14 protein-coding genes and 1 other RNA gene are annotated in these 15468 nt (G+C 59.8%); 7 read left to right on the forward strand and 8 right to left on the reverse strand.

Annotation, left to right across the window (positions count from 1 at the left end; translation table 11 throughout):
- Window positions 1-43 precede the first annotated feature (43 nt).
- From NOM67_RS01150 to NOM67_RS01165, 4 genes are all read right to left on the reverse strand, one after another.
- Complete coding sequence (locus NOM67_RS01150) at window positions 44-889, reverse strand: cobalamin-binding protein (RefSeq protein WP_255933204.1); 846 nt, start codon at window positions 887-889, stop codon at window positions 44-46.
- Window positions 882-1844 carry a cobalamin biosynthesis protein gene (locus NOM67_RS01155; protein WP_255933205.1) on the reverse strand — a complete coding sequence of 321 codons (963 nt, stop codon included), beginning with the start codon at window positions 1842-1844 and terminating at the stop codon, window positions 882-884. Before NOM67_RS01155 ends, NOM67_RS01150 begins: the two co-directional genes overlap by 8 nt.
- On the reverse strand, window positions 1841-2533 hold the full coding sequence (mtnN, locus tag NOM67_RS01160) for a 5'-methylthioadenosine/S-adenosylhomocysteine nucleosidase (protein WP_255933206.1): 693 nt from the start codon (window positions 2531-2533) through the stop codon (window positions 1841-1843). Before mtnN ends, NOM67_RS01155 begins: the two co-directional genes overlap by 4 nt.
- Window positions 2534-2701: 168 nt before the next feature.
- Complete coding sequence (locus tag NOM67_RS01165) at window positions 2702-3634, reverse strand: ZIP family metal transporter (RefSeq protein WP_019446013.1); 933 nt, start codon at window positions 3632-3634, stop codon at window positions 2702-2704.
- Between the two features lie 388 nt (window positions 3635-4022).
- On the opposite strand from NOM67_RS01165, the gene NOM67_RS01170 reads away from it, so the two are divergent.
- A complete protein-coding gene (locus NOM67_RS01170) occupies window positions 4023-5654 on the forward strand; it encodes a methyl-accepting chemotaxis protein (RefSeq protein WP_033116033.1) in 1632 nt (543 codons plus the stop codon).
- Window positions 5655-6044: 390 nt separating this feature from the next.
- Here NOM67_RS01170 and suhB read toward each other — a convergent pair whose 3' ends face one another.
- The gene (gene suhB / locus NOM67_RS01175) at window positions 6045-6848 is read right to left on the reverse strand and encodes an inositol-1-monophosphatase (RefSeq protein ID WP_162516794.1); all 804 of its coding nucleotides are present in this window, start codon (window positions 6846-6848) and stop codon (window positions 6045-6047) included.
- 199 nt (window positions 6849-7047) lie between these two features.
- Here suhB and NOM67_RS01180 point away from each other — a divergent pair, with 199 nt between their 5' ends.
- From NOM67_RS01180 to emrD, 3 genes are all read left to right on the forward strand, one after another.
- Entirely contained in the window at window positions 7048-7503 is a 456-nt protein-coding gene (locus NOM67_RS01180) for a hypothetical protein (protein ID WP_042030005.1), read from the forward strand.
- A 152-nt stretch (window positions 7504-7655) separates the two neighbouring features.
- On the forward strand, window positions 7656-8318 hold the full coding sequence (locus tag NOM67_RS01185; protein ID WP_255933207.1) for a glutathione S-transferase family protein: 663 nt from the start codon (window positions 7656-7658) through the stop codon (window positions 8316-8318).
- A 262-nt stretch (window positions 8319-8580) separates the two neighbouring features.
- A complete protein-coding gene (gene emrD / locus NOM67_RS01190) occupies window positions 8581-9777 on the forward strand; it encodes a multidrug efflux MFS transporter EmrD (protein ID WP_005333920.1) in 1197 nt (398 codons plus the stop codon).
- Window positions 9778-9861: 84 nt separating this feature from the next.
- Here the strand turns inward: emrD and NOM67_RS01195 are convergent, their stop codons facing one another.
- The gene (locus NOM67_RS01195) at window positions 9862-10770 is read right to left on the reverse strand and encodes a LysR family transcriptional regulator (protein ID WP_255933208.1); all 909 of its coding nucleotides are present in this window, start codon (window positions 10768-10770) and stop codon (window positions 9862-9864) included.
- A 161-nt stretch (window positions 10771-10931) separates the two neighbouring features.
- On the opposite strand from NOM67_RS01195, the gene fdhD reads away from it, so the two are divergent.
- Both fdhD and NOM67_RS01205 read left to right on the forward strand, forming a co-directional pair.
- A complete protein-coding gene (fdhD, locus tag NOM67_RS01200) occupies window positions 10932-11729 on the forward strand; it encodes a formate dehydrogenase accessory sulfurtransferase FdhD (RefSeq protein ID WP_255933209.1) in 798 nt (265 codons plus the stop codon).
- A complete protein-coding gene (locus NOM67_RS01205; protein WP_255933210.1) occupies window positions 11716-14007 on the forward strand; it encodes an FdhF/YdeP family oxidoreductase in 2292 nt (763 codons plus the stop codon). Before fdhD ends, NOM67_RS01205 begins: the two co-directional genes overlap by 14 nt.
- A gap of 172 nt (window positions 14008-14179) precedes the next feature.
- On the opposite strand, the gene ssrS is transcribed toward NOM67_RS01205, so the two are convergent.
- A non-coding RNA gene (gene ssrS / locus NOM67_RS01210) (6S RNA) lies at window positions 14180-14362 on the reverse strand.
- Window positions 14363-14378: 16 nt separating this feature from the next.
- Window positions 14379-14711: a cell division protein ZapA gene (gene zapA, locus NOM67_RS01215; protein ID WP_033116026.1), complete on the reverse strand. Its 333-nt coding sequence runs from the start codon at window positions 14709-14711 to the stop codon at window positions 14379-14381.
- A gap of 173 nt (window positions 14712-14884) precedes the next feature.
- Here zapA and NOM67_RS01220 point away from each other — a divergent pair, with 173 nt between their 5' ends.
- A complete protein-coding gene (locus tag NOM67_RS01220; protein ID WP_033116025.1) occupies window positions 14885-15454 on the forward strand; it encodes a UPF0149 family protein in 570 nt (189 codons plus the stop codon).
- The last annotated feature ends 14 nt before the right edge of the window (window positions 15455-15468 follow it).

Genomic DNA, 15468 nt, shown 5'->3' on the forward strand with positions numbered 1-15468 from the left:
CAGACGGATATTTATAGGTATGATCTGAATGGCTGTTTTTTGGTTACTTATCACCACGCATGGTGCTAGCGCTGGCGAGCGTGTGGCATATATCTTCCACCGCATTGAGGGCTCTTGGGGTGAATCGGTGCAGCTCATCGGAGTTGACCAGCATCAGTCGGTGATGTTTCACCGCATCAAGGTTTGGCCACTGCTGCCAGTGACGCAGGGCGTCAGGATCTTGACTCCCGGCCAGGATCAGCTCGGGGTTGGCCCTGATGACCTGTTCAATATTCACCTGTGGGTAGGGCGTTCTGGCATTGCTCATGACGTTGACTCCGCCGCAGAGTTCGATGGCCTGCGTAGGCCAGGCATTGCCACTGACGCTGGTGAGGGGGGGATACCAGAGCTGGTAGAACACCTTGACGCCGGTTGGTTGGCCATAGCGCTGTTGCAGGGCATGCAGGCGTGCCAGATAGCGAGCGGCGGCTTCGTTGGCGCTCTTTTCCACCCCCAGCAATTTGCCCAGCGCCCGCATCTCGGTAGCCAGCGAGGCAAAATCGGTAGGCTCAGAGTAGAAAACCGGGATACCCAGCTGCTCCAACGGGGCCAGCATCCGTGATTGAGCCGAGCGCCAGCCGAGAATGAGGTCCGGCTTTTGTGCCAGCACTGCCTCGACGTTGATGCTGCGATAATTCGCTACCCTAGGCTTGGTTTTGACCTCGGCTGGGTAGTCGGAAGCATCGTCGATGGCGACCAGCTTGTTGCCGGCGCCAATCTCGTAGAGCAATTCGGTCAGGTGGGGAACAACGCTCACCACCCGGGTCGGCGTTGCGGCCAGCAGCACACCGGGCAACCAGGCAAGCAGCACGCAGGGCAGCCAGACAGGCAAGCGCAACACTCTACCCATGAAATAACCCCGCTACCGTGACAACCAGCGCCAGTATCAACCAGCCCCAGCCGCACCCTTGCAGAATGTTGAGCACCTTGCGCGGTGTCTCGCTATCTGGTTCAGCACCCGTGCCGATGACGGGCCAGCGCTGGAGAGCCCCCTGATAGTAGCGAGGGCCACCAAGACGGATCCGGCACTTGTCTACCAGCAGAGTGAGCAGCATCCCCATGGCGGGATAGGGCCAGAGCGCGCCACTGCGCAGCAGCTGTGCGGCCTGTTTGAGACGGCTTGCCAGCAGTGGCAGCCCCAGCAGCAAAATGACGGAGGCATTGAGCCCCTGATAGAGGGCGCTGGCGGCGCGACCAAAGTGGTCGAAGGCGGGATCTTTGCGACTCCAGCTCTGATTCATCAGCTGCACCAGCCGCCAGAGCAGGGCGCCCTGTACGCCGGCCAGAGCATATCCCAGCAGTGGGCCAGCCCATTGGCCGACCAGACGCAGGGCACAGCTCTCCGTCACCGCTTTGGCGAGCCCCATGGCCGAGAGTTTGCCGGTTTCCCGTTTGAGCCAAGGGGCTGCCTGCAATCTCGCCAGCGGCAGGGTCTCCTGGGTGGCGAGCGAGCGGGTGGCATGGGCGAGTTCGCGCAGCGGGCGGGATTCGAGCATCAGCAGCAGGAACAGCAGGTCGAAGATCGGCTCGCTCAGGGCCAGATTGCGCAGCGACCAGAGCCCGGCTGCGCAGGGGAGCCAGACTACCAGCATTGCCAGCAGGCCGGCCTGTATTTGCTGGCCGGGTGAACCATCGGGTCTGTGTACCTTGTGCCCCAGCCGGGTCAGCAGGGGCGTGACGGCCGAAAGACGCAGATGGGATGGCCACGGGATCACCGCCTCCAGCAGGGCAGCCCCCACCAGAATGGCCGCCGTCGTCGAGAGGAGGGCGTCGGCCATCAAATCAAGCGAGCCGGTCTCGATCACAGCTTGCCGAGCATCTTGATAATCACTTCGGCGGAGTGCTTGCCGGCCACTTCGATGAAGGCATCGAAGGATTCAACCTGTTCCTTGCCGGCGATATCGGACATGGCGCGTACCACCAGATAGGGCACCTTGAACATGTGGCACACTTGACCGATGGCGGCACCTTCCATCTCGACCGCCAGCATCTGCGGGAAGTCGGCGCGAGCCTTGGCGATGGCGTCCGGTTTGCACATGAACTGATCGCCGGTGCAGATAAGGCCGACCTTGGTCTGGTGTTTGCCCTGCTCGGCGATGCAATCCTGAGCGACCGCGATGAGCTTCTCGTCGCAGGGGAAGGCGGCGGGTTGCTGCGCCATCTGGCCCATCTCGTAACCAAAGGCGGTCACGTCGACATCGTGAAAACGCATCTCGCTGGCGATCACCACATCACCGATGTGCAGGTCCTGGGCAAAGCCGCCCGCAGAGCCGGTATTGATGACGCAGTCGGGGGCGAATTTTTCCAGCAGCAGGCTGGTGGCCACGCTGGCGGCGACCTTACCGATACCGGAGCGGGTCAGGATCACCTCTTTGCCTGCCAGCATCCCTTGATAGAGCTCGCAGCCGCCCAGTTGCAGGGTGGTGGGGTTGCTCATCTGGCTGCGCAGCAGGACCACTTCTTGCTCCATGGCGCCGATAATACCTACTTTCATTGCTGACCTCGTCTTGATAGCCGTGTGGCTGAATTTAAGTTGCTGTAGATCATAACAAAAGATGGCGTCGGCGCCGAGAGGCACAAGCGAAAGGAGAGATGAAGCGCGGCGCTCCATATGGGAGCGCCGCGGGTGACAAAAAGCATTGATGAGGCGGGACGAGGGCCTTTAGCCGAGCGCGGTATCGAGGGTCATCATCAGGGCAAAGCCCGCCATCAGGCCGAGGGTTGCATAGGTCTGGTGACCGTTGCGGTGGGTCTCCGGGATCACCTCGTGCGAGACCACAAACAGCATGGCGCCGGCGGCGAGCCCAAGTCCGATGGGGTAGGCGATGGCAAGGCCGCTGGAGAGCCCGACCCCGAGCAGGGCGCCAACCGGTTCGAGCAGGCCGCTGGCGATGGCAACCAGCACCGCCACCGAGGGGCGAAAACCGGCGGCGCACATGGCCAGCGCCACCGCCAATCCTTCCGGAATATCCTGCAGTGCGATGGCAGTGGTGAGCGGCAGCCCCACCGACATATCCCCCTGCGAGAAGCTCACCCCGATGGCCATCCCCTCCGGCAGGTTGTGCAGGGCGATGGCAAAGACGAACAGCCAGACCCGGGAGCAGCTCTCGTGGCCGGGGCCGCAGGGGCCGGTTTTGTCATGCTCGTGCGGGGTAAACTGATCCAGTCCCAGCATCAACAGCACCCCGAGGGTCATGCCGACCACCACCACGGCGGCGGCGCTAAAGCCGTTGCCGGTAATCCCCTCGGCGGCCTCCAGCCCCGGCAGCAGCAGGGAGAAGGCACTGGCCGCCAGCATCATACCGGCGGCAAAGCCCAGCATGGTGTCCTCAACCTTTTGCGGTACCGAGCGCAGAAACAGGGCGGGCAGGGCGCCGATGGCGGTGGCGGCAAACCCGGCGGCACCACCGATGAGGCCGTAGCGCACGCCGCTGGTCACCTCGCCGGTAGCGAGCATGATGAGACTCTGCAACAGCAGCAACAAGACGGCAGCCAGCGCGATAAAGAGACCGAGGGCGGTAAGTGGCCGCGCCTGCAGTTGTTCACGCAGCTGGGCAGACCAGGTTGAAGCGGGCAGATACGAGCTGTTATCCATAAACAGGGCCTCTTGTTACAGCAAATGATTACAACGAAGGGGGGATGGCGCTCCGCCATCGGATTATGTTGGTCATTACAACGAGTTGATGGCCCCTTGTCCATGCCACTGCCTCGATTGCATTTATCGGTTAACTATTTGAAATGATTTGGTCGCTATAAATATTTTGTGATGAATGTCAGGTTGTGAAGGAAATCAGCTTGCATTCATTTGGTGAAATCTGGTGAAGGATTAGGCGATATTGTGATAGAGTGCGCGCCTCGCGAAATCGTCCTTCCCCCGCTTTCGCAACCTTCCATCTCCCGTCAGGAATGGCCGGGATCAGCTCATACGGATGTGATCGCTACTGTTTACCTGCTTGTCAGCAGTTGAGGATCAACAGCCAATCATGTTTTACAAGAATCTCTCCATCGGCAAAAAGATTGCCGTGGTTTTTGCGGTCATTGCCGCAGTCAACGTTGTCTTCGGTGTTTTTCTCTCCAGTGAATTGCGCGGCGTGCGCGATCGGGTGCTGAATTTTACCGACTCCACTTTACCGAGCGTGCTTTCGGTCGAAACCCTGCTCTACGACGTCTCTTATGTACGTCGGGCCCAGTTTGCCCTGCTGATGGTGGATGATGCCGCCGACTTGCAGGCCCGTCGTGGCCGCATTCAGGAGAATATTCGCAAGGTTGACGAGGCATTTCGTGCCTACGAGGCGACCGTAGGGGCCGACAACGAGCGCCAGGTGTTTAACCAAGCCAAACAACAGTGGCTGACTTATCAACGTTCGGTAAACGAGTTTGATATGCTGCTGGTGCAGGGTCAGCATGATCAGGCCAAAACCCAGCTGTTTGCCTCCAACCCGCTCTTCGGGGCGCTGGAGCAGGCGGTCAACTCGCTGATCCAGGTGAACCTCGGTTTCGTCAAAGAGAACCGTGGCAGCCTGCTTGGCAGCGTCAGCATGGTGACCACCTTCGCCATGGTGAGCATCGGTGCCCTGCTGGTGTTCATGGTGGTGATGACCTGGTTCCTGACCCGCCAGATCTGCCTGCCGCTGCAAGCCGTGGTGGCTCAGGCCAATGCCATTGCCGCCGGCGATCTGACCCATCAGCTGGAGCGTCAGCACATCGGCCGCGACGAGCTGGGCATGCTGGCCAAAGCTTCTCTCAAGATGCAGGACAACCTGCGTGGTCTGATTGAAGAGGTAGTGGCTGCTGTCACCCAGCTTGGCACTGCCATCGAGGAGGTGAGCGCCGTCTCCGAGCAGTCCGCCAAGGGCATTCAGAGCCAGCAGCAGGAGATCTCGCTGGTGGCGACCGCGATGACCCAGATGAAGGCCACTGTGGCCGATGTGGCTGGCAATACCGAAACCGCCTCCAGCTCTGCCAGCTCTGCCAATGCGCTGGCCCGCAGCGGCAATCAGGATGTGCAGCGCTCGCTGGTGGCTATCACCCGGGTTGCCGAGGAGATCGAGCAGGCCGGTACGCTGGTGACCGAGCTGGAGCGTGAATCTGCCCAAATCAACGTGGTGGTGGATGTGATCCGTGGCATCGCCGAGCAGACCAATCTGCTGGCCCTCAATGCGGCCATCGAAGCCGCCCGCGCCGGCGAGCAAGGCCGTGGCTTTGCCGTGGTGGCCGACGAGGTGCGCACCCTGGCGGGCCGTACCCAGGCCTCGACCGGCGAGATCGTGGCCATCATCGAAACCCTGCAGGCGCGCGCCAATCAGGCCAAAGAGGTGACTGGCCAGAGCTGCGAGATGATCCGCCAGTGTGTGGATCAGAGCGAGCAGACCAGCAACGGCATCCAGCAGATTGAAGAGGCGGTCGCCCAGATTGCCGACATGGCGATCCAGATTGCCAGCGCCTGCGGCGAGCAGGATGCGGTCTCCGACGAGCTGGGCCGCAACGTCGAGCGGATCAACGAGTCCGCCAACGAGGTGGCTCTGGGCGCCGATCATACTGCCCGTGCCTGTCTGGAGCTGAGCCAGCTGGCGGTGGGTCTGAAGCAGACCATCGGTCGTTTCCGCCTCGCCTGATAAAGGGGCTGGCGTACGCCGGCCTCTTCATGCATAAAAAGTCGGGGCGCTTTGCATGCCCTCACGATACCCGGCCATGTGCCGGGTGTTTTTTTATCTGGCGATTGTTACTCGGCCTGATGGTTGGGGGTCTTCGCAAGAGGATGAAGATCAGGGCAAACAGGAGGCCAGGTGTTTATCCCGGCCTGTGTGCGGTGATATTCAAGAAGGTTGGTTAAGGCGTATTTGCTAACGAGAGAAGGGCTACGAACTTTTTCGGGGATGGGAGTGGGGTGAGCTGCGGGGGAGGAGAGCATAAACTGTGTGCTGCGGTGACCCTGTCAGGGGATATCGCAGCAATAAAAAAACCGGCTTGCGCCGGTTTTTTTATCTGTCTGCTCGAAGGCTGGCTTATTTGGCCAGAGACTCCGGCAGATCTTCGCGGATCTTGCCCAGCATCTCTTTCAGGACGCGCGGGTTGGCAACCACGATGTTGCCGGAGTTTTCGTAGTTGTGGCCACCAACGAAGTCGGTGACGATGGCGCCAGCTTCTTTTGCCAGCAGCTCACCGGCAGCGGTGTCCCAGGGTTTCAGGCCGATTTCCCAGAAACCGTCGACACGACCGGCAGCCACGTAGGCCAGATCCAGTGCGGCAGAGCCGGAGCGACGGATGTCGGCACATTCGATGAACATGCTCTGGAACATCTTCAGGTAAGGCTCGATGTGATGCTTCTGCTTGAACGGGAAGCCGGTCGCCAGCACGGTGCCAGCCAGCTCTTTGGCCTTGCCGACACGAATGCGGTAGCCGTTCAGCTGGGCGCCGCTACCACGGGTAGCAGTGAACAGCTCGTCACGGATCGGATCGTAAACAACGGCTTGTTCAGTCTTGCCCTTGACGCGCAGGGCGATGGAGACGGCAAAGTGCGGAATGCCTTTGACCAGGTTGGTCGTGCCATCCAGTGGGTCAATGATCCATTGGTAGTCCGGATTGGTACCGGCAATCTCACCAGACTCTTCAGCGACGATGCTGTGTTCCGGGTAAGATTTTTTGATGGTGTGAATGATGGCCGCTTCAGCTTCACGGTCAACGTTGGTCACGAAGTCATTGCTGCCTTTTTGGATAGCCTCAATGTTCTCGGGCTGGGAGAAGGCTTTTACTACAACTTGACCGGCGTTGCGCGCAGCGCGCACGGCGATATTCAGCATCGGATGCATAGGTTCACCACTGGATGTTAAAGAACGGGGGATAAAAGGACGCGGTATGATACCAGTATTTTGTGCGATGGCAACTGTTATCCCCCTACGACCAATTGATTGCGACTGCCAGATCTGACGGCTCCAATATAGCCCTAATCTGCGCTAGTCTTATGGCAGCAGCCGGATACTGGCTGCCATGAGCATAGGGATATGAGCCATGAATTTGTCATTAGTGAGTCAAAACGTGTCAGGCGCCAGTGAAGGTCTGCTGGCCATTTTGCGGTCATCACCCGAGTATGGTGACCATTTTGCCCACATCAGCGTGACGCCACTGACCGAGTGGCAACCGGCCAAGGCCGAAGCGGCGATCCTGCTGATCGATGGCGATACCCCCTGGCAGGATGCCGGGTTTATCCGTGGCGAAGACGATGCCATCGGATTGCCGGTACTGCCGCTGTTGATCCGAAAGGGGGACAAGGATCTCACCATCTGCGGCCCCGATGTGCGTGACCCCCGTTTCTACTTTGTCTCCAACGGCATCGTGCTGGAGGAGTCTGAGCTGGCAGACCCCTCGTGTAGCCGGGTGCTGCTGCGCAAGCTGGAATCCTACTTCCCGCTGCTCTCTCGTCTTATCCTGCTGCGTCAGCGCAAGTCGGCCGTCGTCTTGAACTGATTTCCCCGGCAAGCTATGCAAGCGGCGCACTATCTGTCATCACTGGCAGATAGTGCGCCGTACTCTTTATGGTAAAACCATATCTGGTGAAATCGCGGGCATCAGGATGTTCTGTTTTTCGTGTGATCAAATCAGCAAGGAAGGAGTGAAGGATGATCGACTTTTATACCGCCGCAACCCCCAATGGCTTCAAGGTGGCCATTGCACTGGAAGAGCTGGGACTGCCCTATCGGGTCATTCCTCTCGATCTCTCGGCACTGGATCAGAAGAAGCCGGAATTTTTGGCCATCAACCCCAACGGCCGCATTCCGGCCATCATCGATCGGGATAACGGCGATTTCGCCGTATTCGAGTCGGGCGCCATCCTTATCTATCTGGCGGAGAAAACGGGCAAACTGTTGCCGGCGGATCCCAAACGCCGCTCTCAGGCCATTCAGTGGTTGATGTTCCAGATGGGCGGGGTAGGGCCCATGATGGGACAGGCCAACGTCTTCTATCGCTACTTCCCCGAGAAGATCCCCGCCGCGATCGAACGCTATCAGAAGGAGGGGCGCCGCCTGTTCGAGGTGCTCGACAGCCATCTGGCTCATCACGAATATCTGGCGGACGAGTACAGCATCGCCGATATCGCCACCTGGCCCTGGGTGCGGATTTATGACTGGAGCGGCATCGCCATCGAAGGGTTACCCCATCTGCAAGCCTGGATGGATCGGATGGCCGAGAAGCCTGCCTGCCAGAAGGGGATCACCATACCGCCGCGCAAAGAGCAGCCGGATGAGCTGATCAAGCAGGCACAACAGATGGTAACACGTTGATTTTGAACCGCAGACGGGGCGTATTGCCCCGTAATATTAGAAAAACTAAGGCAAGCCGATTATAAAGATTCGTTCGTTTTCTGTGAGCTGAATCACTATGATGCCCCCATACCACCAAGCGTCCTGTGCGGTGGTCTGGCGGGCTCCCCGCCTACTGTTTCCAACACTGTTTTTGATTGCATCACAGCCTCTGTGATCAGATTCCTCTGGGCACATTTTGTGCCAGAGGGCGGCAGCATTTTTTCGATTTTTTGGGACTGATATGGATCGGCACAGTTTTTATCCGTTGTTTTTACTGACCATTCTGATGGTCGCTGTGGGCCAGATGACCCAGACCCTCTATGTCCCCTCCATTCCCATGATGGCGGGGGACTTCAATGTGGCCTCGGGCCAGTTGCAGGCGGTGATGGCCTGTTACCTGATCCCCTATGGCCTCTCCCAGTTTGTCTACGGGCCGCTGTCGGATCGCATCGGTCGTCGTCCGGTGCTGATCGTCGGCATGATGGTGTTTCTGGTAGGCACCCTGATCATTCAGGTCATCCCCCATTTTGCTGCCCTGCTGGTGGGCAGCTTTATTCAGGGGCTGGGTACCGGTGCCGGTGGCGCCATGAGCCGTACCGTGATGCGCGATCGCTACAACGGTGCCGAGCTCAACCGCGCCAACAGTCTGGTGAGCATGGGGGTGATCTTCTCCCCGCTGCTGGCACCGGTGCTGGGTGGCTGGCTGACCGAGCTGTTCAACTGGCGTGCCGGTTACTGGTTCCTGTTCGGTTTTGGTGCCGTAGCCACTCTGGCGATCATGGCCTGGTTTGGTGAGACGCTGCCTGCTGCTGCCCGTCAGCCACTGCGCGTCGGTGCTGCCTATCGCCATGTGCTGGGCAACCCCAAGTTTCAGGGCAACCTGCTCTGCCTGATGGCGACCTTTGCGGGACTCGCGGTATTTGAAGCGGCGGCCGGTGTGCTGCTCGGCGATGTGCTGAAACTGAGCGCCCGTACCGTGAGCGTGCTGTTCGTGCTGCCGCTGCCCGGCTATCTGTTCGGGGCCTGGCTCTCTGCCAAGCTGAGCTTTCGTTTGACTCAGGGCAAACTGATGCGTCTTGGCATCGCCTTTCTGGCGCTCGGCTCCCTCATCATTCTGGTGCCGGGGCTGTTCGGGGTGGTGAGTGCCGCCTCGCTGGTCGGTGGTGCGGCCGTCTACTTCATCGGTAGCGGCATTCTCTACCCGACCGCCACTTCCTGTGCCATCGAGCCCTTCCCGGGTCAAGCCGGCACCGCGGGGGCCATTCTCGGCGGGATGCAGAATCTGGGGGCCGGTGTGGTGACCCTGCTGGCGGCCGGTTTCCCGATGACCGGTCAGGTGACTTTGGGTGCCATCATGACCCTGATGGTGCTGATCGTGGCGCTGAGTTTTGTCTGGCTGCGCCACCACGGCTCGCCGCACGAGCAGATGGCGATTTGATGCCCGCGCTTGCTCTCTGAAAGCCCGCCTTCTGGCGGGCTTTTTCTTTGCCAGAACCTAATGCGGTCTACTGCTCGGCCTGCGTCAAGGCTCGTTTGCCGGTTCACCTTCTGCCACCAGTTCAAGAAAGGCGCGCATGGCGGGGGTGATGCTCTGCTGGCGGGTCAAAAAGGCGGTATGGCCGATATTCTTCAGCGGAGCGAGTGGCAGGCAAACGAGATCCGAGAGTTTGCTGGCAGAGCGGGCGAGGCCGGCGCTGACGATGGCCCAGCCCAGCCGGTGGCGTACGGCGCTGACCAGATGGAACAGCGAGTCGGTCTCCAGTACCACGTTGAGCGAGGTTCCCCCCTGCTCGGCGGCGCGATCCAGATACTGACGAAATTGCATGGTGCGGCTGGGCAGCACCAACGGCTGTTGCTGCAGTTCAGCAAGCGCAATGTCGCCGTTGCGCGGGTACTGATCCGCTTCGTCACGGTTCATCAGCACCGCCATCTGATTGGCGCCTTGCGGGTAGACATGAAAGGCGCGCCGGCCAGCTCCGCCAACCGGTTCATCAAATCCCAGTCCGATATCGCACTGATGCAGCTCCAGCTGTGATAGCAGGGCTTCGTTGCTGAGCACCGACAGGCGAATGACGATATCGGGATAGCGCTGCTTGCAACGGGCGATAAACGGCATGATGTCGAGATTGGACTGGGGCACGATGCCGATGCGCAGGGTACCGGATAGCTCGCCCTGAAACAGGGCCAGCTCCTGCTTGAGCGCCTCCTGCTCCAGCAACATCCGTTCGGCATACTGGCGTACCAGCTCGCCAGCCTCGGTCAGGGCGACAAACTGGCTGGTGCGTACCACCAGATCGGTGCCGACACTCTTTTCCAGCGCGGTAATGCTGGCCGAGAGGGTGGGCTGGGTGATGTGGCAGGCTTTGGCCGCTTTGGCAAAATGCCGGTGTTTGGCTAGCTCGTGAAAGTAGTGAAGTTGCTTGATATTCATCTGGTTGTAGTGGAGGCAGTGGAACCGGCTATTGAAGAATTAATCAATTGAAAAAACATCTTCGATAGAACAACTCTATCAGGATATAGATTTATTTCATTGGTTTTGCGTCAGTCGCCTCTCTAAACTTGAATGCAGTTTGCATTTTTAGGCCAACCTGCATGCCTGCCCATTCTCCCGTCGTAACCCCCGCCAACTTGCTGTCACTGGATCATCTGGTGGAAGAGGTAGCCGTAGCCATCAACATCAATGGCATCAACCACGCGGTGATGATGGCGACCCCAGACGATCTCGACGACTTTGCCGTCGGCTTTCTGTTTGGTGAGGGGATCATCCGGCATAACCACGAAGTTCACGACATCCAGGTCGCGCCAGCCGAACAGGGTATTGTGCTGGATGTGACCATCGCCAACCGCTCCCTGGCCGCTCTGACCGAGCACAAGCGCCGGCTGACCGGGGTGACCGGCTGCGGTATCTGCGGCGCAGCGGCGGTAGAGCAGGCGTTGCCCGCACTGTCGGTGCTGCCGCTGACGCCGCCGCTGGATGGGGCCTGGCTGGCGGGGCTGCGTGCGCAGATCGCCCAGTGGCAGCTCAAGGGTCAGCAGCACGGCGCCCTGCATGCAGCGCTGGCGCTGGATGCCGAGGGGCGGATCCTCCACTGCCGGGAAGATATCGGGCGCCACAATGCCCTCGACAAGCTGATCGGCCTGCTGCTGCGTCAGCAAAGTGCGTGCGACACCCTGGTGGTGACCAGCCGCTGCGGTAGCGAGTTGGTGCAAAAAGGCGTCCGCTTTGGTGCCCGTCATCTTATCTGCCTGGCATCGCCCAGCCAGCTGGCGGTCAGGCTTGCCCTCAAATACAACCTCAACGTCGTTCATATTCCCAAGTTTGATGCCCCGGTCAGCTATTCGAGCTATCGCCCGGCGGATCCCATCGGAGAGTGCCATGAGTCATATTGAAAAGCCCGCCAAAGCCGGCGGTTTTTCGTCCCTGCAATCCACCATGAAACAGGTGCTGCGCAGCCAGAAGACCCGTCAGAACATCAAGAACCTGCTGCGGGTCAACCAGACCGACGGTTTCGACTGCCCGGGTTGTGCCTGGGGTGACAACGACCACGGTACCTTCCAGTTTTGTGAAAACGGCGCCAAGGCGGTGGCATGGGAGTCTACCGGCAAGACGGTGGGGGCCGAGTTTTTCGCGGCCCATTCGGTGCGCCAGCTGGCCACCCAGAGCGACTACTGGCTCGAGTATCAGGGGCGGCTGACCGAGCCGATGCGCTACAACCCGGCGACCGATCACTATGAGCCGGTAAGCTGGGACGATGCCTTCACCCTGATTGCCGGCACTCTCAAGGGGCTGAATAGCCCGGACGAGGTGGAGTTCTACACCTCGGGGCGTGCCAGCAACGAAGCTTCCTACCTCTATCAGCTGTTTGGTCGCCTGTTTGGCACCAACAACTTCCCCGACTGCTCCAACATGTGCCACGAGGCGAGCGGGGTAGCGCTGATCCAGTCGGTCGGCATCGGCAAGGGGACTGTGGTGCTGGATGACTTCGACCAGGCCGATGCGGTGTTCGTCTATGGTCAGAATCCGGGTACCAACCACCCGCGCATGATGAATGCCCTGCGTCAGGCAGCGCGCGGCGGCTGCAAGATCGTCAGCTTCAACAACTTGAAAGAGGTGGCGCTGGAGCGCTTTGCCAGCCCGCAGAGCCCGCTCGAGCTGCTGACCCCGGCGGCCACCACCATCAGCCACCAATACCTGACGCCGAAACTGGGTGGCGACATGGCCGCCATCCGCGGCATGGCCAAGTACATCCTGGAAGAGGCGCCAGAGGCGGTGGATCGCGACTTTATCGCCCGCCACACCCGCCACTTTGCCGAGTACGAGGCGCAGGTGCGTGCCACCGACTGGGCGGCGATCGAGCAGCAATCCGGCCTGACCCGCGCCGACATCGTGCAGGCTGCCCGGGTCTTTGCCGCCAGCCAGCGCATCATCAGCTGCTGGGCCATGGGGGTGACCCAGCATCTGCACTCGGTCGATACCATCCGTGAAATCGTCAACCTGCACCTGATGCGCGGCCAGATTGGCAAGCCGGGGGCTGGGCTCTGTCCGGTACGGGGTCACAGCAACGTGCAGGGCAACCGCACCATGGGTATCAACGAAAAGCCCACCGCCGCCTTTATCGAGCGGCTCGAGCGTCACCTGCAGGTGAGCCTGCCGCGGGCCCGTGGCCACAACGTGTACGAAGCGCTCAAGGCGCTGGACCAGGGCAAGAGCAAGGTGCTTATCTGCCTGGGCGGCAACCTGGCGGCAGCGGCGCCCGATACCGACTTCACCTATGGGGCGATGAAAAAGGCCGAGCTCAACGTGCAGATCAGCACCAAGCTCAACCGCAGCCACTTGCAGGTGGGCAAGACGGCGCTGATCCTGCCCTGTCTCGGTCGTACCGAGCTCGATATCCAGAGCACGGGCAACCAGAAGATCACGGTGGAGGACACCTTCAGCATGGTGCACGCCTCGACCGGTGCAGCAGAGCCGGTGTCGCCCCTCTGCCTCTCCGAGACTGATATTGTGGCGCGGATGGCTCACGCTACCGTGGGCAGCGAGCGGGTCGACTGGCTGGCTCTGCGCGATGACTATGCTCGTATTCGCGATCTCATCGAGCAGACCATCGCCGGCTTTGCCGATTTCAATGCCCGCATCCAGCAGCCGTGCGGTTTTCATCTCGATAACTCCGCGGCGCTGCTGACCTGGAATACCGCCAGTGGCAGCGCTGAGTTTCGTGCCAGTACCCTGCCGCACTCTGTGTTGCCAGAGTGTACCCGCCATGCCGAGCAGATGGTTGATCAGCCGGTACTGCTGCTGCAGAGCCTGCGCTCTCACGATCAGTACAACACTACTATCTACGGTATGGATGACCGCTATCGCGGCATCAAGGGCCAGCGCAACGTGGTGTTCATGAACGAGGCGGATGCCCGTCAGCTTGGCTTTGCCGAAGGGGAGCGGGTCGACATGGCAGCCATCTGCAACGATGGGCGCGAGCGTAGCGTGACCGGTTTTGTAGTGGTGATCTACGAGATCCCGCGTGGCAACATCGCGGCTTATTACCCGGAGACCAACCCGCTGGTGCCCATCGACAGTATCGGCGCCGGCTCGTTTACCCCCACCTCCAAGTCCATTCCGGTGCTGGTGACCGCCTCCCGCCAGCCAGAGAACCTGTTGCTGGTCAAATAAACGGACTAACGCGGCTGGCTGCGCTCACCGTCTGCACTTTGAATGCCGTGATGCCCCGGATGAACTGTTCATCCGGGGCATTTTTCTGGTGTGCGGGGCAGGGGGTTGGCTGGTTGCGTGGACAGGCAGGAAAAGAAAAAGCCCGTCACATCAGTGACGGGCTTTTTGCAGTTGGAACCCCGGAGATGCCGTTGCCGGTTTGGGCCCTTGAACCGTCGGTTCAAGGCGGGGTTCGGATCTGACCGCAGGCTTCTCGGTCGTGCCGAGCATGCGCAATAGCCAGAAGGCAGAACCCCTGTTTGGTATGAATATCGGCTCGGGGACTTGAACCGGCTGACAAACACCCCAGGGTATTTCAAAACAGTTTGCGATTAGGGCTGCTGCCCCTCTTCGCTGGAATCGCCATATTGACCGTGTTCGATCAAGGCCGCTTCGATGGTGCGCTGCAGCATCTTGATCCGCTTGTCCATGGTCTCAGAGTATTGGTGGTTCTTCTCTTTTTCAAGACAGAGCTCATGGCAGAAATTAAGCGCCGCCATGACCGCCAATTGCTCGTTGCTGGAGACTTTGGAGCGTTGACGCAGGTCGATCAGTTTATCGGTCAGCTGGTCGGCGGCCTGGCGCAGGGCATCCTGCTGTCCCAGGGGACAGGATACCTTGTAGGGACGTCCCAAAATGACGATTTCTACGGCCTCTGTGCTCATGCCTTCCTCAATACGGCGGAGCTGATTTCCGCCTTTATCCACGTGGACAACTGGGCGGGACTATATAGCGCAGATACATAAGTTTCAAGGCCTTGCTGGCTCTGGAAGAGGGAGAATGCTAGGATCCTGACCATTAATTCTGCAAATTTGCCTGAACTTTGAGCGGATCCTCTATGAGCAAAACAAACCCCCTTAAATATGCGGCTGTGGCCGACATCATGGAGCAGCATGAGCTGATGGCCAGTGCAGTCGAGGCCCATGGTGTGATCTGCGGTCTGGTGTGTGGTGGTGTGGCACTGGATGAGAAGAGCTGGGTCCCCCATTTCAACGATTTGGTGAACGACGGTTTCGGTCTGCCGGCCCCGGTGCGCCAGGTGATGACCGATCTTTATCACAATGTGGTCGAGAGTCTGATGGCCCAAAAAGGGGTGGAGTTGTTGCTGCCAAGCGATGATGCTCCCCTCGATGAGCGGATCGATGCGCTGGTGGACTGGTCCCAGGCGTTTCTGGCCGGTTTCGGCGTGGTGCAGCAGGAGCTGTCGCGTGCGTCGGAAGAGCTGCAGGAGATGATCCAGGATATCGCCAGCATCACTCAGGTCTCTGCCGAGTTCGATCAGGAAGATGACGAGAACGAAGCCTCCTTCCTGGTGCTCTACGAACACGTCAAGCTGGGGGTGATGATGGCCTTCGAAGAGTTTGGCAAGCGCCCCGATACCCCGAGCGCGCCGCCGACCCTGCACTGATTGGGTGTGTAGGC

The organism is Aeromonas sp. SG16 (genome assembly GCF_024436135.1).
Taxonomy (GTDB): Bacteria; Pseudomonadota; Gammaproteobacteria; order Enterobacterales; family Aeromonadaceae; genus Aeromonas; species Aeromonas jandaei.